A 21,678-nucleotide genomic window follows, 5' to 3' on the forward strand; every position below is an offset into this window, starting at 1 on the left:
ACGTCCCGCGACTTGTTCGCGGGATCCAATTCACTCTTTATAGGCGCAATATATTCTTGTTTTGCGCATGATCTATCGATTCCGCGAACAAGTCGCGGAAAGTAGGCTTGAACATAATGAAATGTCAACAGCCCGAGAGTATATCTCGAAATATATACTCATAACACTCGTTTTATATAGAGATGCTCCTGAATTCCGGCTATTTTTCATTATTTTGTTCATCGAATACTGAACCCCAGGCTGACCGCCGGGAATAGAATCAGGCGCTGGCCTGAATTCCATCCACCTCGGTGTCATCTGTAGGTGTTATTTGACGTTTAAACAACCATGAAGAGTAGAGTGCGCAAACCCCGCAGCACATTAAGCCTATTGGTAACGCATTGAGATTTTTAGTTAATAAATATGCCACTAGCATGGATAGAATAGACGAACCAAACAGGCGAACGGTGCTTATGAAAGCAGTCGCTATTCCCGCGTTCTCTTTAAAATCAGAAAGTGCCAGAGACATGGTTGGTGCAGCGCTCACGCTGATTCCCAGATTACAGATTAAGGCAAAAGATAAAGCAATGAGACTAAAACCATAAAGTTCTGTACTTAATAACATGGCTAATCCGCCAAGTAAAATGAGCCAATTTCCCATGAAAATGGTTGATGTCATGCTGAAGCGTTTTCTTAGCCATATACCAATATAATTTCCTATGATGATATTGATTCCATTAAAGATAAAGATAATACCGAAGGCCAAAGGTGAAAATCCAAGGACATCGATAATCAGGTAGGAGGAATTAATAACGGTAAGCATCACTGCTGTAAAACTGAACATCATAATAAACGAAGCAGACCACAAGGACATTTTAGGTACTATCGCTTTGTAGGAGCTGACTAGATTGTTTATTTTAAATGATGTTTTTGGTGGACTCCAAAACGGTGATTCAACCAATATCCTGAGTGATTGAATGTAGAGAATCAGAGCCATTCCTGCCATTACTATAAAATTAAATTGCCATCCAAGCCAGGTAAAAATAAGAGAACCCAAAACTGGGGCAAATATGGGGGAAGCTGATACTATCATGGAGATATAGGAGAGAATTTTTGCACGTTCTACTTCATCTTCAAAGTCTCGAGACGTTGAAAAAGCGATTAAATTGGAACAACACAAAGCGAAACCCTGAATGGCTCGCCCTATTATCAACAGGGTTATATTGGGTGCAAAGGCGCAGAGCACACTTCCAATCAGAGCAAGCAGCAGACTTCCTGGCAGGAGCGCGCGTCGTCCATAATGGTCAATAAGGGGGCCCCAAAAGAGATGCGTAACCCCAAAAACAAACAAATAAACACTTAAAGTCAGTTGGCTCAGGCTGAATGTGGTTTCAAATAAATTGGTAATGTAAGGAAGCGATGGTTGATATAAATCAAACGTTACCAAAGAGAATGCTGAAAGGAGTCCAAGAAAGAGAATGGAGTTACGTGATTTAGCCATGATGCTCATCAAATAGAAAGAGGGGTAATATTTTATCAGGGTTTGTCTTATTTTTGAATCATATGAACCTCGTTTGTTATTTATTTCCACTAAAACAGGATGGTTTTTTTAACGCCCCTTTTGCCGGCAGTTTTATTTGCACCATGCCGCATTCATCTGTTCTGTAAAAAGGGATGTTCAGGGTATTCATATTCTCCATTGTTTTATTATGTGGAAAATGAAAGCGATTATCGAATCCCAGGGAGGCAATGGCATATTGAGGTGCTGTTTCCAATAAAAATCGATAAGAGGAAGAGGTTTTGCTGCCATGATGGGGAACAATCAATACATCTGAGGCCAGTTGATCACCATAAGTTCGTACCAGATAATCTTCTGCTGTTTTTTCTATATCGCCTGTTAATAAAATGCTGCCGATTGAAGAACTTATTTGTAATATACAGGAGTTATCATTTTTATTATTAAAGTTAAAATGAATAGGAAAAAAATGGAAACGAACCCCATTCCACTCCCATTCCGGATAGTTATGGCAATTAAAACCTCGATGATAAAACGAAGGATTGTTGACAATCAATTGATCAACTTTGACTTCAGCTTCAATTGATTTTAGTCCTCCAAGATGATCTTTATCAGGGTGACTAATGACTATTTTGTCTACTTTTTTAATACCAAGATCCGTCAGGAAGGGAAGGATAACGATTTTACCCAAGTCACTACCCTGAAAAAATTGATCTCCCGTGTCATAAAGCATTACATGATCCCGGGTTTTTATCACTACGGCTAATCCTTGCCCCACGTCCAGAACTCGAATTAAAGCCTCCCCATGTTGTATGGCCTCTTTATAGGGAAAGAAGGGAACCAGGAGCCAGATTATGGCAAAATATCTAAAGGGTTTCACAGGAAGTATGATCCCTGTTAATAAAGCCACCATGATGGAAATTACAGATATTATCGAGTTCAATGACCCCATGATGTTTATTCCAGCCAGATGTTCGGTCCAGAGCAACATTTTAAATAAGAGCGCAACCAGCCAGGATAGGGGATGCATTAAGAAAACAGACCAGCTGAATGAACTGATTGCCAATGCCATTAATGCTAAAGGAACAATAAGAAACCCTACGAGCGGAATTGCAAATAAATTGGCGATAAATCCATTAATTGAACCATAGGAATACCAATACAGGGTCAGCGGCATCAAACCGATTAAACAACTCAGCTGTAATGCCAGATTGCCTTTGATTCCCTTCAGCCCCCAGCGTTGCTGGGTGAGCAGCAGACAGGCAACGGCGAGAAAAGAAAAGTAGAAGCCTTGCATAAATACGGCATGCGGTTCAAGGCACAAGACGCCAAAAAGAGCATAACGCCATACTTGCCATATGGTGTATCGTTGGATTCCAATGCAGCATAAAGTATAAAAAAAACACCCAATCAGTGCTCTTTGTACTGGCGGTTCAAAACCCGCCATAAATGAATAAAGAAGAGCTACTCCAAACCCACCAATACTGGCAATCGAGATCGCCGGAGCAAACAAACAACAACGGACACTTCGGGACCACAGCCAGCGCAAAATAAAAAATACCATCCCGGATATTAAAGCAATATGCTCTCCTGAAATACCAAATAAATGGGTGGTTCCAGTGCGTCTGAATAATTCCCATTGTTCCTGGCTGATGTGAGTTGTTACATTTAAGGTAAGCGCTTCTAATATTCCAGCAGTTTTTTTATCCGGGCTTCGCTGTGTCAATGCGGTACCCCATTGCTCCCGGAATTGCAACCAGCCTGTAGTGTTCTGTTCTTTGATTAATTGATTAACCCCGGAGCGAACATAACCAGTCCAGTATATATGGCGTGCTGATAGGGTTTTGACGTAATCGGAGCTCCCAGGATTGCGGTAGTTTCGTGGTTTTTTTAATTTGACCGATAATTGCCAAAGTTGTCCCGAATGCAATTCAGGCGCTTTGTTATACCATGCTAACTGAATAAGGCCCTGGGCTGGATGATTATTGATGCATTCAATTTGAAAATGGAATTTTGTTTTTTCGGCACTGACAACGGGTATTGATGCTATCGTTCCCACGATTACCGCATCAGGTAGTACCGCATTATCAGGCATCCCATGTGGTTCAATCATCCATTGATGAGTCCAGGCCAGAAGAACTCCCATGAAAAATAAGATTGGAATTGAGATGCGTGGTGTTATATAGAACAGTAACAGCGTTACCGCAGGCAGGTAATGATTACAGGTATACAGATAGAGTATGCCCATGAAAAAGCAAAAAATTTCCATTGATTATCGTGTTGGACTTTCCGTTGGAAGGGAACTGTAATGGAAGCAACACATTGAAGTAAAGAATAATTTAGAAAATCTGGGATCGTTTTCATCAAGTTTTGTCAGGTAGCGTTCTACACGACGGCTTATGCCAGCATTGGCAAGGGGAATCTTGTTTTAAATTTCGTTGTTCAAGAGATTTTAAAACTAGGGATTCCAACATTCGGTTTGTACTGTTGCTGTTGAATCAACGGCTGTTTTTACGTTAGCTTGATTCACACTTATACTGGCACATTTAGTATCATCAGCCTGGCTGCCCTGTGGTGTTGCTGTCAAGGTATAGGTTGTAGCAGTGAGGTTTGACACGTTGATGGTATAAAAACCTTCAGGGGTGGTTTGAGGAAATGCGGGTAAAGCACCGCAGGCTGCAACATAAGAAAAATTTTGAGAATAACAGCGTTCGAAAATAATTTGATCCTGAGTGAGTATCGCCAAAGCATCTGACCGACGGGATTTTTGGATAAACTGTAAATAGGATGGATAGGCAAAGGAAATCAGGATTCCAATGATTACCAATGCAATGAGAAGCTCGATTAAAGTGAAGCCTTCATTGGATTGCTTGATTTTAATCATTAACAGTTTATCCCTATTCATTCTTTATCCTTTATTGAATTTGCCACCAACCGATTTTCCTTGGAGTATTATTAGGATTGATTATTGAAGTCTGGACTCCATTGGATTGGGTGATTAATATGACGATGTGATTGCTCTGGTTAGGTCCTAATACGGTTGGGGAGTTGGCATAGCTGTTTGACAAGGTAATACCTACAGGATATGCACCATTATACTGATCCTGAACATCAAAACCACCATCCCCATTAATATCAATTTGTGCACGGAGGAATGATCCGCCTGTCAGATAATTCAGTTCCAGTAACATTGAGGAAAATCCTACCCCGCATGCGGTTAACGGAGGAGTATTTAAAGTGGCAATGAACGTTCCATTAATCAATTCCGGATTCGTGATTATGCGTTGGCCTGCAACGGCAAGATCAGCAAACCAGCCCAGTTTATTATTCCAGTTAATTGTGTTGGCGGTCACGGTAAGAATGGAGGAGGATAAACCGGAAGTGCCGGGCGCAACCAGGCTCAGTGTTTGTTGTTGCAGATCGTTTCGAGTGTAGGTAACTGTAGTTAATGGTTTATCCCATACTCCGTAGACTGTTTGTGTTTGAGTGTTCAGCAGATCACTGGGGGCGAGTAATTGTCCAGTGCCGAACAGAATAAATAACCCTTGTTTTCTCGGGTAATTCGGATTGAGGGTGACTATAGGAGCTGTTGTAATGGGCTGCGCAGTACCGCCAGAGTCGCGTGCCTGAAATAACAAGCGAACGCTCCAATTAGCCGGATCAGCATCACTGACATTGACAGCCCAAAGGTTCCCCTGGAGATCTCCTGCATAAACTACGGTAATGGGTTGCCCTTGTAAGCCATCTTTGTGAGCCAGAGAGACAGATGATAAGCCCTGAGGCAAGGAGGTATTACAGGAGCCAGATATAGCGGCACACAGATCAATTTTTTTTATGAGTGCTCCCGTTTGAGGATTGATCGCGTAGAGTATTGAGGAATTAATGGCGCTGTTGTAGCCATTACCAAAAAATACGGCAAAAGTGAGTGGGGTAGAGGTAGTTGTTCCTATTTGACCAATTTGCGGTGTGCTGTAGGTGTAGCCCATATCCGTATCGGTGAATTCCCAAAGCACGGAACTGGCGACATTAGCTTCTGAAGTTAAAGCGGAGGGATAAGTAATATCCAAGGCATAAATACTCTTGCCCCCGGCATTTTCACCACCAACCAGAATGGTATGCCAATTACCATCCGAAAATTGTACATCACCGCTTTGTGGCGATCCATTGACATAGAATATATGGCTCTGGTTATAGAGTGGGGCAGTGAGCTTGTCTAAATTATCAAACACTGCATTGGGGATGAATGCAAAAAGCTCTTCACCATTGGTCGCATTAAAAGCATGCAACATGCCATCATTTGCTCCTACATAAAGTACGGGTTGACGGTTGATCTGTGCCTTGGCGAAAGCGACATATCCTGGATCCAGATAAGGGGCATCAGGAGCACCGACGTAAACAACCTGACTGTCCACGATATCACCCAGTATGTGAGAGCGATTTCTGAAGGTACCGCCATTTCTTTTTTCCAGAGCTGAGTTACCACGAAGGTATTCCAGGCGGCTTTGTCCCAATAGATCAGTTGGCTGGAGCAGAGCCTTTTGAGTGGTATTAATGCTGTCCCAACGAAAAGGTATTCCGGATACAGCCACTGGATCCCAGGTAGCGATAAAACGATTGGTTGACCATCCTGTGCCTGCTACCAGATTATCCAGTTGAGTTTGAGCTGACCAGATAACGGTTGAAGTCGGAGCACCGGTAGCAGGATCCAATTGTATGGCAAATAAATTACCCGTCCAATCCAGATAGGGTAAATCACTGGAAACAAAATTGGCTTGATATTCTACCGTGTCACTATTCAGATGAGTGGAGCTAACTGCAGCGGCTGAGGTTGTGAAGGTTCCATTTTGTATGGCCACCATAATAGTATTAAGGCTGTTAACCAGGGTTTCAGGGTCAGTAGCAGGGTAATAATTATCCGTACCCCCTGCTACAGCCATAGCGGTAAGAGTGGAAGCGGCCTGTGAATTAATGGTTGGATCAACTCCAGCTCCTAATCCAATTACGTACGTCAATATTCCATTGTTCTTTAATGTTTTTATGGTATTTATGGCATCAGTTAAGGCCTGATTGTTGGTCGTGTTCAAGGAACCATTGGCGTTAAACGTAGCCGTAACTCCATACCCAGCCGCAGCGGCGCTTCCTAATGGCGGCCAACGTTTTCCACTGAGATCCATGGTGGGTAGTCCATCAGAAATTAATATGACGAATTTTTGCTGAGGACAGCCATTACCGCTGGTAGAACCCAGAGTAGTAAGATAACTATTAGCTTTGGATAGTAAACCCGCAATAGGTGATTGCAAGGCAGAGGCCTTGATTTCAGTTGTTGATGTCGAGTTGGTTTCAGGTTTTAGATACGGTAAAAATAAATTGAGTGCGTTAGTGACACTGGTAGTTGTTGGAATTGTACCTGCTGAAGTCATTTGGACGAGTACATTACCTGTAGATGCCGATTGATTACCGTAATAGCCAAAACCTCGTCGGGCATAGATGACCTGTTTTGAATAGGGCACAAATCCTGCGTTGGTAGGGCCTGTACCGAAACTTCCTATATTCGGCAGGGACTTGGAATAGGAAAGAAATACATTACCTGCGTTGTAGTTGCTTAAAGAAAAATTGGGTGGAAATGGGGTGGCTGGGCTTGGTCCAGTATACGTTAGAAACACTCCTGCAAGAGAACCGGAAGAATAGAGGACGTCGCTGATTTCCGGGTCGTCACTGGATGCTCCTATTTGCATGTATTGGCTGGAAGATACCAGAGTTGTTCCATAAAAACTGGCTAGCGAGCTGCAATTGCTAGATATTGTGGATGATGCCGAGCCGTAATTGTAACAAGGATTTATAACGTACCGATTTCCTGCGACCTGGGTATTGGTAAAGCTGAAGTTACTACCTGTTGGAGACATATAGTAAACCCAGGTGTTGTATGACTGGACGCTGCTCGTACTGTAGGCTGCCAAAGCAAAATCCGTTGTGGGCAGGTAATTTTCAAGAATAGCCTGGACTCCTTGTTTGGCGACATTTAATCGGCTGGGGCTGTTATCAACAAGAACTCCACTCTGTGTGACAGTATATGGCGCCTGACCCGAAGCATCTGCTGCTTGCACTGGCGGGGTAAAACCGGTAGGTACCAGGTATTTTAATGGTGAGCTTGAATTGCTCAGAGAACTTAAACTGGATGCCAGAGAACCTGAGCCGGTCATAATGGCCCCACTTAAATTACCATCCATGGATTCCGAATTTCCTATGGCAATAAACACTTGGGGATGAATTGGACTGGCCATGATTAGTGGGATGTTGGGAAGGTTTAAAGCAGGAGCGGCATGAACAGCAGGAATCGGGAATGTTATGGCACAAAACACCAATAACGCCAGGGATTCTATGGCTATTCTCCATGGTTTCCTGTTTCTTTTTCTGTATTGAAGCGTGTCTGTTGGCCTGTCCATAATAATAACCTATTGTTGAATTTGTATCGTACTTTGAATTAATACAGAAGACGTTCCGTTTGCTCCAACCGAACGCGCGGTAATTCGATAAATACGGGTAGGTGATTTCATGTTTTGTCCGGGTTGGATGACGGAAGGGAGTTGTTCAATGATGTAACTGGATTGTGTTCCTGAACTTCCTTGGAAACTATTGATTACGGCTGCGCTGCTGGACCAGTTTACAGTTTTCCAAATCGGGGCTGCGCTTGAGTCAAATACATAAAGTCCATTTGTATTATTGAGAAAACTTTGGGGGGTGTAGGTTGAGTTCAGTAGCTTGTTCACTGCTTCATTCAGAGCCCCTTCAGTCTTTTCAAAACTGATTTCTGAATCAGTGGCGTTAGTCGCTACACGGGTTTGTGATGTATTATGTGACGATTGAGTTAAGGCCATCATAGTGAGCATGCTCATTAATACGAGAGTAGTAATCAGAATATACCCTTTTTGTTTTAATTGAGTGAGTGAGGATAAGGTGTTCATAATATAGCATTCCTCAAGTTAATGGTCATTTCAAATACATGACGAAGGCGATTATCAGCAGGTACGGTGACAACAGTATCCAGAACTGTATATTGATTGGTGGATAAGGTACCTGATCCGTTTTTTCCTGCAATCAAAAAGCCCAATCGTACCGAATAGACTTGAGTCCAGTCGGTTACTGCATTAGCCGAGACGTATCGGTTCACCACCCCATTCGAGCCAATACCGTATTGTACTTTCATGATATCAATGCCCGATACAAGGGGTTCAATGGTCCAGCTGTTTCCATTTAATCGTGCACGCATTAAGGCACTTTGCCCTCCCTGACCCTGCCCAACAAAAAAAGCGGTTTGTTGCATTTGAACGAATTGCGAACCCACCTGAAAATTTATTGGAAAGCTGCTTGATATGTTTTCCAGAATACCAGTACCTGCATCATGAATAATTGTTGTTCCGGCTACGCCAGTAATTTTAAATAATACTGATTTGGTACAATCAGATACAGCCCCAAATTGGCCACTGGACAGGTTGGCTCCGCTGACACTTTGAACCGACAGGGAACTGCTTCCTGAATCGATTGTTGTCACTCCCAAAGGAACAGTATTGGGAGCGGAACCTAGGATTATAAGAACATCATTACCTTGTTGAACAGAACCTACCAGTGAAGCAACCAGTGCAGGACTCCAGTTATTGGCATTGCTGCTGTTGGCAGGGTTTTCCTGAGTGATGGTATAACTTGAGGTACTGCCATTGTAACCCATCAACATCGCAGGACTGGTATTGATTGAGCCTAAGGGTGAAGGGCCGCCGGGGTTGAGATTCGAGACAGCCGATGTCACATTACCACAACCGGTAAAGCCTGCTGATCGAATGACAGGGGCAATTAAATTGATTATGGCATTTTCTGTACTTTGAACCAGATCCTGAGAGTTAGACGCTTTATAGAGTTGACTTTGGGCCAGATAAATTTCCAGTACGGCATAACTCAGCAAGAGACCAATAACGGATGCGACCATTAACTCAACCAGGGAAAAACCATTTTGATGTGCTGAGTACATTTTCATATTTGACTCTGTATGCTTAATTGTACGAAATTAGGATTAGTCGATGCAGCACTACTTGCTCCTAACTGATTTTGCGCCAGACTATCATCCCATTGCACCGTTACAGTTATCACTGTATTTCCTGCAACACCTGAAAGTGCCGAAGTTATTGAACCGCTACCATTAGGTAATTTGGCAACGTCTTTCGTTAGCCAATACCATGTATCGTAAGTAGCCATTTGTGATGGTGTGCACGTAGAGACATTGCACATGACTGAAGGTGTGGCAACAGTCGTTGGCAAACCATTAGTACCCATATTACTGATATTGTAATTCCCATTGATTGCCGCTTGAGAATTGGCACGAATTCGATCAAAAATATCATATACTGATTGAACCGCCTGGAGTTTTGCATAGCTTGAGTTATTGGCTTTATTAGACAGCATTAACATACTGGCTATTCCAAGCAAGCCAATTGCCAATAATACAACCGAAACCAGGACCTCCAATAAAGTCATTCCTTTTTGTAGTGTAAATGTCCTCAATCTCGTATACATAGTAAACTCTCCATCAAGGACAGGTTAGGGAACCGTTATTCCAGACTGCTTGCCCTGGCGTCGATCCGCTTTGTATGTAGCCTGTGGTGAGCACTTCAACAGAGTGAGCAAAAGCGTTTCCTCTACTGTCGCATAGAGTGAAATTACTTTGGGTGGTAGAGAGTCCAAATCGATCAAAGAGAACTTCTGTGGTATTCCCTGTTAAGGTGGGATCGTTATTCGAGCTTTGCTGGCTTTTAAGAAGCACAGCTGTTCCCGTGGTTGGTTGGGTTACGATAATCCATCCTGAACGCCAATCTGTGCCGCAAGTCGTTGAACCAATAGTACCCAGGGGACATACTTTTATGGTCATTGCCTGATTTAATGCGCTGCTGCGTGCATAATTGAGGGCATTTACCAATGAATCAGTATTTGAGGCCAGGCGATTATTTAACACCATAGTTCTGAAAGCTGGTATTGCTACCGTGAGCAGGATGGAAAGAACACAGAGAGTGACCAACAGTTCAATCAAGGTAAATGCTGCCAGACGGTCTTTACACCGGGTTTGATTAAGTAGTGCCTTATTGTTTTTTATTGGCTGAAATTGAGTTTGCAGAGACATAGGAAAAGCGTAAACGCGGAATAAGAGAATATTATTCGCATCATCTAGTGTCTTAGTATGTGAGCCACCTAACTTCCTGTTCAATGTGAGTCCCTCATAGTACCCTGAATTTACTACTCTATTAATTATAGTCTATTAATTGATCTTTTATTTTGCAAAGGAGGATATTAGAGCACTGCAGATGAATTAATAGATTAAGCCGAGAACAGCAGGAGCTCTCTGATTGGATGGTGTTTTCAAACCAGTTCCCGTAGCACTTGGTATGAAGGTTTTTATTCATAATCCTGAACCAGTACGTCATCTTGAACGCTGTGAAGGATCTCCTCCAAATAGCACAATTTTATTTGGTTTACGCCATTTATGAGATCGTTTACTTTGCTCAGGGTGATGAATTTTTATTCATCACCCTGGATTTGACGTCATTTTCCAGAGCGTTTGGCAAAAGGCTTTCGTTCTGTTTTTTTAGCTGATTGAGGCTGGGGAGACTTCTTTTTAAACGGTATATTTCTTTTGGGTTTAACTGGGCCAGGTGTATTAGGAAGGTTATGCGTTGGTTCAAAATCATCAATTTCAACGCGATCCAGTTTGCGTTTAATTAATTTTTCAATTGCATTCAATTGGCCAATTTCATCTGCACTAACCAGAGAAACAGCCAGCCCCGATGCTCCGGCTCGTCCAGTTCTACCAATTCGGTGAACGTAATCTTCTGCGACTTGAGGCAGATCAAAGTTCACAACACAAGGCAGTTGATCAATATCAATACCTCGAGCTGCAATGTCTGTAGCTACAAGAATATGCAGTTCACCTGATTTGAATTCAGCTAATGCTTTGGTACGTTGTGATTGTGATTTATTTCCGTGTATGGCTGCTGCGTAGATATGGTTTTCGGCCAGTTGTTTTACCAGTTTATTCGCACCGTGTTTGGTGCGGGCAAATACTAGAGTCTGTCCCCATTTGTTGCTATGAATAAGATGGCTCAATAAGGCGGATTTACGGCTTTTATCTACTGGATGGATTCTTTGCTTGATCGCAACAACTGTCGTGTTGCGCGGAGCAACATCTATTTCAACAGGTTGATTCAGTATTCCTTTGACCAGGGTGCGTATTTCTTCAGAAAACGTTGCAGAAAACATCAGATTTTGACGGTTTCTTGGGAGCAGTTTAATGATGCGTTTGATGTCATGAATGAAACCCATGTCCAACATGCGGTCTGCTTCATCCAATACCAGAGTATCTACCTCATCAAGTTGAATGGCTCTTTGTTGATGTAAATCAAGCAATCGCCCAGGTGTTGCGACCAGAAGTTCAACTCCGGAACGTAAACGCATCATTTGAGGGTTTATTTTTACTCCTCCAAACACCACTGCAGAGCGAAGTGACAGGTGACGTCCATATTGAAGGATGCTCTCGTGTACTTGTGCCGCCAGTTCACGAGTAGGAGTTACTATTAATACTCGGGTTCGATTATTTTTGGCGCGAGGTTTATCGCTGAGTTTTTGTAAAATGGGTAAAACAAAACTGGCCGTTTTTCCGGTTCCTGTTTGTGCTGATGCCAGAACATCAGTGCCACGTAATACAGCAGGGATGGCTTGAGTCTGAATTGGTGAAGGTTGGGTATAGCCTGATTCTTCAACTGCTTTGAGTAGGGGTTCTATTAAACCCAATGATGAAAAACTCATGTTGTTTCCTTAATTATTCTCAGTAATTCTGGCGCATTATATGGTCTACGGCCCAGATTTTGTTTGACTATTTTTGGTGCAATTGTACCATGAATATTGCATGATAAGTTGGATTAGAGGAAATTAATTAATAATGTAGTAAAGTAGTTGTTGGGCGATCAGCCCAACTGTGAATTTTAGCTTAGACTTAAAAAATGCCAGCATCATGAGCAAAACAGATCAGATGTTATCAATCCCAATCGACGAAAGATTCAATATCTGTGTCGGTAACGGTAGGGGTCTTCACTTTATTTTGGGCAAGAATACCGGGTTTTAAGTTGGTTTGAGGACAGTGTGCGGAGTCTTTAAACGTTTTAAGGGCATCTTCCAGATTAACAAAGGTATAGCCTTTTTCTTTGTATAAATTAATGATATCAGGCAAGACATAGGCGTTCAGCAAATTGGCATGAATTAACAGTATCTGTGCCTGATCCGGATTATGATGATATTCGGTATGTTCTTCCGCTTTTACCGTCTGCTGCCAAATGAAATCAAGGTAAAAAGGTTTCATTTCCCCGAGATAATCCCGTCTGTTCACTTCAGGTACAGACAACAAACGTTGATTAAAGACAAAATCTTTGCTGTCTATGGTGATGGGTGCAACCTGATAGTTCTTTTTGGCAAGGTAACAAAGAATTTTATTTTTTTTGCTTCCTGAACTCATTGCCAAATAAGGGTATCTGAAATATTTGGGTTCTGTAAGAACTGGAGCCAGAATCGTGTCAGCCTTCTTAATTTCTTTAATGTATTCTTTGGTCTTCAGGATGTTGAGGTTCGCATGGGAATAGGTATGATTACCAAGACCAAAACCCGAGTCACGGAATTTTTGCAATATCTCCCAGTTGTCATTGCGGACTTCTTTAGCAATGATAAAACCGGTAGCAGGAATCTGCTGCTCTTTCATTGTGTTCATCATCATATTTAAATGAAAGTTTCGGTATTCACCTACAAAGGGTAGATCATCAATGGTAATGGCGATCTCTTTTTTGTGAGCGAATGACATGGACGATGCTAGAGTTAAACACATGCAGCAAAATAAAAGGGTGTTAGTAAGTGATTTGATTTTCATTAGAAATTAGCTGTCTTTAAGGTAATCAGGTTAATTTATTCGGGCTATTGTAGCAAAATTTAAGCTAAATGGCTTATTCCAATTGATAATATAGAAAAATATTCATTACCGAGGATGAAGCAGCAGTTAACATAGTAAATAATAACTGCTGCCGGTCTTAATTAATTTAAATTATGAATCAGATGATTCGGTTCCTTTAAATTAGATGGACAGATGTGACGTTCCGGATGAAGATGATGAAGATGAGCATGCTGCGGTAGATGTTTCTTCATGTTGAGCATCCAGTTCTTCCTCTTCTTCTGGTACTTTCGGAGTCTTTTTCCACCAGCTGTATATAGCAGAACTATAGGATGAACTGGCTTCTTTGGGTTTGGCTGCTTCAATTTCTTTATTTAATTGAATCGCGCAACGATCAATGGCTTTATCACGGCAGGATCGAACTATATTTTGTGCCATTGATAACATTGGAATCAGGGGGAAGTTCTCGATGCTTGTGAAGATGTGCCCGGGCTTGATCGATTCTTTTGCGTCTGCGGTCTGAACTGTCATGTGGCGGATGTACTGATTGGCCGCAGTAACCAATACTTCAATATCCTCTACAGAGGTTTCTTTAGCATTAAGAATTCTGGTCAATTCAGTATGGACTACAGAGCCTTTTCGCAGCAGCGTTGCTGTAATGTCTTGGTGGCTTAATGGTTCATGTTTATATTCCACGGCAATAAATCCGCGAATAAGATACATAGCTCCAGCGAGTATTGCAGTTTTTTCAGCATCTTTGATTCCTGATGCTTTAGGGCTTGAAAGACTCTGTTCCAATGATTTGAGGAACTGAAGCTGAAGTGCTCTGTTTTCATCCAGAGATGAGATGTCTGCTGCATTTTTATCTGCAGTTTCTGTAAGAATTAACTTATGCAGCTCATTTGCTAAATCAGCATAGGATTTTAATGGAGCCACAATAGAGCCAGATGCTTCTCTAAGAGGTTTATACCAAGCACCATCAGCTTTTGTTGTCTCTCCAACAACAAGACTGCTATTGACCTTGTTTTGTTCCGCTTCTTCGAATTCGAAACCTATTTTTGTAAATTTCACCAATTTGTCCATGGGGACGGTTTGAAAAATATGGCCTTTTTTAAACCCATTTCGTGAATCATTCTCATTATAAATCTGTTTCATAAATTGATTGAATGATTTATAGAACATTGCATATTGTTCCGCACTGGGTTGGTGTTCAGCGGTAATTCCCATGGCAATATTTAATCGATCTTTAACTTTTCCACTTGATTCATAGACAGATTTGCTTTTATCAATGTCCTCAATGATTACGTTCATGGCCGCATAGAGTATGTTGACTGATCTTGCTGTCACTGCCCGTTTCTCAGTTGCTTTCGCCTGAGTAATCAGAGTATCCAGTTCCTGGATTAAAGTGCTTAAAAATTGAAGTTCGTCCCTTCTTCTGTGAGGTAGACTTGCAATCTCAGTCTTATCATCTCGCAAAAGTACGAAGGTGACACAATCATTAAAATGGCTTTTTAAATGCTCAAAATCCTTTAAAACTAACGTCATGTTATTCTCCAAAATTCCAAATCAAGATAATGTAAGAATCCCTTACAGGACTCAGTGTAAACTAAACTTTTCTTTACGTCATGTATTTTCATTATACAATTTGCGTTTTCAGAAAAAACATATATAAATCATTGTATTAAGCTTTAATTTGTTTGCAAAAGCTTCTTGTAAAGTCAAAATAATATTGAACAAATTTATTTAAAGAGTACTATATTCAGCTTTTTAGATCGTAATAGGATTCAAATGCGCGCCCAGAGCCACGCATCAGCATTACGTGGTTCGATTTTGAGAGTTTATTTTGACCCATACGATTAATCGATTTGCAAAGGGCTTCTATACAGTAAAAGCTTTTGCAGCTTGTTACTGATAGAATGCTTATTCTTATAAAATGCATTCAGTTTAATCTTAATTTGTGTCTAATATAAGCGCGCCATTCTGAAATCTATTGGATACCGTTTTTGAGGTATAAATTGAACATCAAGAGTGATGATTTGCATAGGCAGAAATTTCTTACAAACGCAGTATTTGTGTTAATTGTTCTTCTGCTATGTCGGATTATAGCCAGTTACTTTATTCCACTTAATGATTCTACGGAAGCACGTTATGGTGAAATAGCACGAAAAATGCTGGAGACCGGGGACTGGGTGACCTTGCAGCATGACTATGGAGTCCCATTTTGGGCTAAGCCCCCTTTATCTGTATGGCTCTCAGCCATCTCCATGAAATTATTTGGCGTTAATGAATTCGCAGTGCGCTTACCAGGGCTACTGCTTTCCATAGGCGTATTATGGCTCATATGGGATTTGGCGAAAAAACACAGTGGCTCAGTTGTGGCAACAGCATCTGTCTTAGTGCTTTCTGGAACTTTATATTTTTTTCTCGATGCAGGCACTGTTATGACCGACCCTTCGTTGGTCTTTTGTACCACCTTGGCAACTGTTTCGTTCTGGCATGCCGTGATGTATCACAACAGAATCTGGTCTTATGTGTTTTTTATCGCACTGGGTCTTGGATTATTGGCAAAAGGTCCAATAGCCATTGTTCTGGTCGGAATTCCTGTGTTCTTTTGGGTATTGTTACGTAATGAATGGGTGAATTTATGGAGGAGGTTACCCTGGATCAAAGGCACCTTGCTTGTTCTGGCTATTGCACTTCCCTGGTATATTCTTGCTGAAATTCGCACCCCTGGTTTCCTGAATTATTTTATTATTGGCGAACATTTTAATCGATTTTTAACTCCCGGATGGACTGGCGACAAGTACGGGATGGCACATAACGAACCTAAAGGCATGATTTGGCTTTATGCTGTTGCCGGAGTATTTCCCTGGTGCATAGTTGGGGGTAAGTGGTTGTTACAGCATGGAAAAATCCTGCCTTCGCTTTGTCGTGATGATGATGGATGGATGAGTTATCTTTTATTGTGTATGATAGGGCCTCTCGCCTTTTTTACTTTTGCCAGCAACATTATTTATCCTTATGTATTCCCCTCTTTGCCGGCTTTTGCTTTATTTTTTACGGAACTTTGGAATCGTTCAAATAATTCTTTGGAAAAAAGCCAATGGATCCTGCAATTATCGTTAATTTGCGGTTTGTTTTTTTTGGTTGCAACAGCAGTTTTTGAAGTGAAACCGGACCTTGTTGCTAAAACGCAAAAGCCTATAGTCACTGCCTGGTTGAAACAACATCCTGCTCCAGGAAGTAACCTGGTTTATTGGGACTTTTTTACCTGGTTTTCGGCTCAGTTTTATTCATCAGGCAAGGTAATTGCTACACGAGATATTGATTATTTATGCAGATTGTTCTCCAACAACCTGGAGAATTATCTGGTGATCAACGCATTAAATGTAGATCAGATACCTTCAGAGTTATTTTCGAAGTTTACACCTGTTGCAACAATTCACTATAAAGAAAACAAAGTATTTTTGATGCATTCTCCTGTGCTTAGTTGTTAATTGGGTGGTTATCACGTGTTCCTGAGCGTAGCGAAGGATCTCCCCATGCAGGCACAGTGCCACATTCAGGAGATCCCTCATTGCATTCGGGATGACGTTTCCAATCCTGCGAATAAATATCTGCTCAGGAATAACAGAATTTAATTCTCATTATTGGTAGTTTCTCAAATCAAGTCATAGTAAAGTAGCAACATTCCGGATTACATACTTACTCCATGGCCAAACTCTATTTTTATTATGCCGCGATGAATGCAGGCAAAAGTACCGTATTACTTCAATCCAGTCATAATTACAGAGAACGAGGTATGCAAACTCTGTTATTTACTCCCCTAATCGATACACGTTACCAATTTGGTACGATCAGTTCTCGAATTGGTTTAACCGAGCAGGCCTTCGCATTCAACGAAACTGATGATTTGCACGCAATTACCTGTGAATCGCAGCAACAGGGCGCACAATACGCTTGTGTGCTTATTGATGAAGCGCAGTTCCTGACTCGAGATCAGGTTTATCAATTAACGGAAATTACTGATAATTTGTCCATACCAGTATTGGCTTATGGTTTACGAACTGATTTTAGAGGCGAGTTATTTCCGGGAAGCCAATATTTACTTGCCTGGGCAGATGAACTGATCGAGTTAAAAACCATTTGTCATTGCGGCCGAAAAGCAAATATGAATATGAGAATTGATGCTGAAGGTAAGGCTGTAGTGGAAGGTGAGCAGGTATTAATCGGCGGGAATGAATCTTATGTCTCAACATGCCGTTTGCATTTTAAACGCAAAGAAGCGGGAATTTTAGAGATTCATAATAAATTGTTCAATAAAGATACCAATCTTCTTTAGATTTTGATATAATTTGCCGCAACTTTTAGGCCTTGATTAGGAGTAACAGTGTCGCATTCTGTCGCAGTAGATTCGAGAGCATTTGTACCTCGTGGTGACTTAATGGCTTGGATCGTCTGCTTATCTGCAGGCCTATTCTTTCTCTATGAGTTTTTTCAGCTGAATATTTTTGATGTAATCAATCAACCATTACGCGAAGATTTTCACATTGATGCCGCTCAATTGAGCTGGATGTCCAGCGCCTATTTATGGGCTGACATACTGTTTCTTTTGCCGGCAGGTATTATTCTGGACCGTTTTTCTACACGTCGAGTTATTTTGACTGCCATGATGGTTTGTGTTGTTGGAACTGTTGGCTTTGCGATGACCGACTCATTTCTTCTTGCTTCATTTTTCCATTTTCTTTCCGGAATTGGAAATGCGTTTTGTTTTCTTTCATGTGTCGTATTGGTTTCTCATTGGTTTCCTCCGCGCAGACAAGCTCTGGTTATTGGTTCATTGGTTACCATGGCCTTTATAGGTGGCATGATGGCCCATACTCCCTTCGCTTATCTTTATGATCTGTTTGGATGGCGGAAAGCTTTATTGATTGATGGAGCGGTTGGGGCAGTTTTATTAATCTGGATTTACTGTGTTGTTCAGGACAGACCGGCGGACTCTCCTATAAGAACTCGTACGACTCAGGGTGATGTTGCATCCAGTTTTATCAAGGCATTGTTTAACCGCCAAAACTGGTTGGCTGGATTATTTACTTCTCTTCTTAATTTACCCATTATGGTTTTGTGTGCTTTGTGGGGCGCCAGTTATCTTCAAGTAGTACATCATTTACCGGATATGGCAGCCAGTAATGTTGTGAGTCTGATTTTTATGGGAAGTGTTATCGGTTGTCCGTTGGTTGGTTGGCTTTCTGACTCACAAGGACGTCGCAAGCCTTTGATGATTGCTGGGGCTATTGCGACTTTGATTACTGTCATTCCATTGTTTATGCACGTTGTTCTTTCTCAAACTCTTTTAAGTATTATCTTTTTTGCTCTGGGATTGTTTACCAGTGCCCAGGTCATTTCCTATCCTCTGGTCGCTGAAAGCAATCAACCTGAAAACACGGGTGCAGCTACCGGTATCGCCTCTGTGATTATCATGGGCGGAGGCGGCGTGGGGCAGATATTATTTGGCTGGCTTATGTCGCATCACGCCGGCACAGCCGTGACAGAATATTCGGTTGCAGATTTTCAATTTGCCATGTGGATGTTTCCGATTGCAGCGATTACGGCATTAATTGCTGTGTTAATGACCCGAGAAACGTATTGCAAACGATAATAAACTAGAGGAGTAATAATGCAGATAGTGGATGAGTTGAGAGGATATGATGATATGAAATCATCTTTATTACCCTGGATTGTATGCTTTGCCGCAACTCTGTTTTTCTTCTATGAATTTATTCAAGGAAACATGTTTGCCTCTATCGCGGCCAACATCATGCAGGATTATCATATTCAAGCCGATAAAATGGCCTATCTATCGAGCATTTATTATTTATCAAATGTCATCTTTTTATTCATAGCCGGAATGATACTCGATCGATTTTCCATTAAAAATACCATTCTTATTGCAATGTCGCTTTGCGTAGTCAGTACTTTTATTCTCGCTTATTCACACTCTTTTTATGTTGCATTATTTTGTCGGTTTATAACCGGTATTGGAAGTGCATTTTGTTTTCTTGGCCCTGTTCGCCTGGCTTCCCATTGGTTTCCACCCAAACGAATGGCGTTAGTAACGGGAGCTATAGTCACTATGGCAATGACTGGTGGTATGCTGGCTCAGTATCCCTTAACCAAACTTGTCGCGTATGTCGGATGGCGTCAGGCTGTTCAGGACGTTGGAATACTTGGATTTGCAATGTTGGTCGTTATGTTTTTTTGGATCAAGGAAAGGCCTCAGGTTGCTATTAAAAAAGAAGGGCAACCCATCAAAATTTTTGCTGCGGCGAGAACTGCCTATTTAAATCCTCAATATTTACGTGCCGCGCTTTATACCAGTTTAATGAATATGGCGATTGCAGTATTTGGAGCTATGATGGGTACCTTATATTTGGAACAACGCTTGAGCGTAAGTCCAGAACAGGCCTCTATGGTGAATGGCATGTTATTTTTTGGAGCTATAGTCGGAGCGCCTTTGGTCGGTTGGATCTCGGATAGAGTAGGATTACGAATTTTGCCAATGAAAGCAGGTGTGCTTGCGTCCATGCTGACATTATTAGCTGTACTGTATCTTCCGGTTTCTTTAAATACGATGGCCGTTCTGTTTTTCCTCCTTGGGTTCTTTACCTCTGCTCAGGTAATCAGTTATGCCCTGGTTGCTGAAAGCAGCTCTCCCATGATGACCGCAACGGCTGTTAGTGTGATTTCCATACTGACTCAGGGTGGTTATCTTGTTTATCAGAATCTCTTTAGCACTCTTTTAACTAATTATGGCGGTATGCACTTGATAAATGGAGTGCCTGTCTACATGCTGGAAGCCTATCAGCATGCTGCAATAATATTGCCTGTGGGACTCGTGATTGCTTTTCTGCTATTATTTGGATTGAAAGAAACGAATTGTAATCAAGCCGAGTATAAATAGTGACAGGACGAGTTTGTATCTTATTAATGGACTCCTTTGGTATAGGAGCCAGTCTGGACGCATCGCGGTATGGGGATGAAGGTGCCAATACTTTTGTTCACATTCATGAAGTCTGTGAGCGTGGTTCTGGCGATATTCATGGCGTACGCCAAGGCCCTTTAAAATTACCTAATCTGGCCAAGCTGGGATTATACCATGCTGCGGTTGCCAGTTCAGGTTTGCAGTTTGTAGATTTGGCGACGCTGCCAGAACCAGAAGGTCATTATGGCTACGCAGTGGAGCAGAGTTTAGGTAAAGATACTCCAAGCGGACATTGGGAATTAGCCGGTGTACCCGTTTCTTTTGAATGGGGGTATTTTCCTGATAAGCCTCATTGTTTTCAGAAACAACTAATTGATTCATTTATTAAAAAAGCAGGCTTACCCGGGGTTTTGGGGGAAAAGCATGCTTCTGGAACAACCATACTCGATGAGTTGGGAGAGGAACACATTCGAACCGGAAAACCTATTGTATATACTTCTGCTGACAGCGTTTTTCAAATCGCTGCGCATGAGGAATCTTTCGGTTTGCAGCGCTTATATGATATTTGCGAGATTGCTCGAAATCTGGTGGATGAATATCAAATTGGCCGAGTTATTGCGAGACCTTTTATTGGCAAACCGGGGTCCTTTAAACGCACCGCTAACCGTAAAGACTATGCTACATTACCACCTGAAAAAACCTTACTGGATTTTCTAAATGATGCAGGCAGAGAGGTCATATCCATAGGAAAAATTGCTGATATCTATGCTCATCAAGGGGTAACTCAAGAAATTAAAGCAGATGGCAATATGGCTTTATTCGATGCAACTCTTGAGGCAATGAAAACTGCACCTAAAGGCAGTTTGGTTTTTACTAATTTTGTAGATTTTGATTCCTCATACGGACACAGACGCGATGTTGCTGGTTATGCCCATGCCCTGGAACAGTTTGATGCCCGATTACCCGAGTTGTCTTCTTTACTCAATCCAGACGACATTGTCATTATCGCAGCAGATCATGGCTGTGATCCTACTTTTCCTGGTTCAGATCATACCCGTGAGCATATTCCTGTTCTAGCCTATGGTCCCAGTTTGACTGGTCGCTTTATCGGGAGACGCGATAGCTTTGCAGATGTTGGACAGAGCTTGGCCGAGCATCTTGAAATACAGCCTTTATCTCACGGCATTTCATTTTTTTAACCATATTCCCATTGAATTTTTAATTATCATCCCC

Annotated in this window: 16 protein-coding genes; 5 read left to right on the forward strand and 11 right to left on the reverse strand. The window is 41.7% G+C overall.

The features are described 5' to 3' along the window. Positions 1-259: 259 nt before the first annotated feature. From G543_RS0109120 to G543_RS0109175, 11 genes are all read right to left on the reverse strand, one after another. Positions 260-1,480, reverse strand: coding sequence for an MFS transporter (locus G543_RS0109120; protein WP_028384253.1), 1,221 nt, complete (start codon positions 1,478-1,480; stop codon positions 260-262). A gap of 76 nt (positions 1,481-1,556) precedes the next feature. After that, positions 1,557-3,764 carry a DNA internalization-related competence protein ComEC/Rec2 gene (locus G543_RS0109125; RefSeq protein WP_028384254.1) on the reverse strand — a complete coding sequence of 736 codons (2,208 nt, stop codon included), beginning with the start codon at positions 3,762-3,764 and terminating at the stop codon, positions 1,557-1,559. Positions 3,765-3,953: 189 nt separating this feature from the next. Further along, a complete protein-coding gene (locus G543_RS0109130; RefSeq protein WP_115343466.1) occupies positions 3,954-4,400 on the reverse strand; it encodes a type IV pilin protein in 447 nt (148 codons plus the stop codon). Between the two features lie 10 nt (positions 4,401-4,410). Further along, positions 4,411-7,938, reverse strand: coding sequence for a pilus assembly protein (locus G543_RS0109135; protein ID WP_035921897.1), 3,528 nt, complete (start codon positions 7,936-7,938; stop codon positions 4,411-4,413). A 9-nt stretch (positions 7,939-7,947) separates the two neighbouring features. Next, a complete protein-coding gene (locus G543_RS0109140) occupies positions 7,948-8,457 on the reverse strand; it encodes a pilus assembly PilX family protein (RefSeq protein WP_028384257.1) in 510 nt (169 codons plus the stop codon). Continuing rightward, on the reverse strand, positions 8,454-9,521 hold the full coding sequence (locus G543_RS0109145) for a PilW family protein (RefSeq protein ID WP_028384258.1): 1,068 nt from the start codon (positions 9,519-9,521) through the stop codon (positions 8,454-8,456). Before G543_RS0109145 ends, G543_RS0109140 begins: the two co-directional genes overlap by 4 nt. Beyond that, entirely contained in the window at positions 9,518-10,057 is a 540-nt protein-coding gene (gene pilV / locus G543_RS0109150) for a type IV pilus modification protein PilV (RefSeq protein WP_028384259.1), read from the reverse strand. Before pilV ends, G543_RS0109145 begins: the two co-directional genes overlap by 4 nt. A 13-nt stretch (positions 10,058-10,070) precedes the next feature. Next, positions 10,071-10,742, reverse strand: coding sequence for a GspH/FimT family pseudopilin (locus tag G543_RS17545; RefSeq protein ID WP_028384260.1), 672 nt, complete (start codon positions 10,740-10,742; stop codon positions 10,071-10,073). Positions 10,743-11,077: 335 nt separating this feature from the next. Beyond that, positions 11,078-12,337, reverse strand: a complete 1,260-nt coding sequence (locus tag G543_RS0109165; RefSeq protein ID WP_028384261.1) for a DEAD/DEAH box helicase — start codon at positions 12,335-12,337, stop codon at positions 11,078-11,080. A 229-nt stretch (positions 12,338-12,566) separates the two neighbouring features. Then, positions 12,567-13,445, reverse strand: coding sequence for a polysaccharide deacetylase family protein (locus G543_RS0109170; protein WP_028384262.1), 879 nt, complete (start codon positions 13,443-13,445; stop codon positions 12,567-12,569). Positions 13,446-13,646: 201 nt separating this feature from the next. Beyond that, positions 13,647-15,008: a hypothetical protein gene (locus G543_RS0109175; RefSeq protein WP_028384263.1), complete on the reverse strand. Its 1,362-nt coding sequence runs from the start codon at positions 15,006-15,008 to the stop codon at positions 13,647-13,649. Positions 15,009-15,478: 470 nt separating this feature from the next. Between G543_RS0109175 and G543_RS0109180 the strand changes: the two genes are divergently transcribed. The 5 genes from G543_RS0109180 (at position 15,479) to G543_RS0109200 (ending at position 21,644) form a co-directional block, all read left to right on the forward strand. Next, the gene (locus tag G543_RS0109180; RefSeq protein ID WP_028384264.1) at positions 15,479-16,960 is read left to right on the forward strand and encodes an ArnT family glycosyltransferase; all 1,482 of its coding nucleotides are present in this window, start codon (positions 15,479-15,481) and stop codon (positions 16,958-16,960) included. 215 nt (positions 16,961-17,175) lie between these two features. Next, positions 17,176-17,805, forward strand: a complete 630-nt coding sequence (locus G543_RS0109185; protein ID WP_028384265.1) for a thymidine kinase — start codon at positions 17,176-17,178, stop codon at positions 17,803-17,805. A 48-nt stretch (positions 17,806-17,853) separates the two neighbouring features. Then, positions 17,854-19,122, forward strand: a complete 1,269-nt coding sequence (locus G543_RS0109190) for an MFS transporter (protein WP_028384266.1) — start codon at positions 17,854-17,856, stop codon at positions 19,120-19,122. Positions 19,123-19,140: 18 nt separating this feature from the next. Continuing rightward, positions 19,141-20,424, forward strand: a complete 1,284-nt coding sequence (locus G543_RS0109195) for an MFS transporter (protein WP_028384267.1) — start codon at positions 19,141-19,143, stop codon at positions 20,422-20,424. After that, complete coding sequence (locus tag G543_RS0109200; RefSeq protein ID WP_028384268.1) at positions 20,424-21,644, forward strand: phosphopentomutase; 1,221 nt, start codon at positions 20,424-20,426, stop codon at positions 21,642-21,644. Before G543_RS0109195 ends, G543_RS0109200 begins: the two co-directional genes overlap by 1 nt. The last annotated feature ends 34 nt before the right edge of the window (positions 21,645-21,678 follow it).

This window comes from Legionella moravica DSM 19234 (assembly GCF_000423305.1).
Lineage (GTDB): Bacteria > Pseudomonadota > Gammaproteobacteria > Legionellales > Legionellaceae > Legionella > Legionella moravica.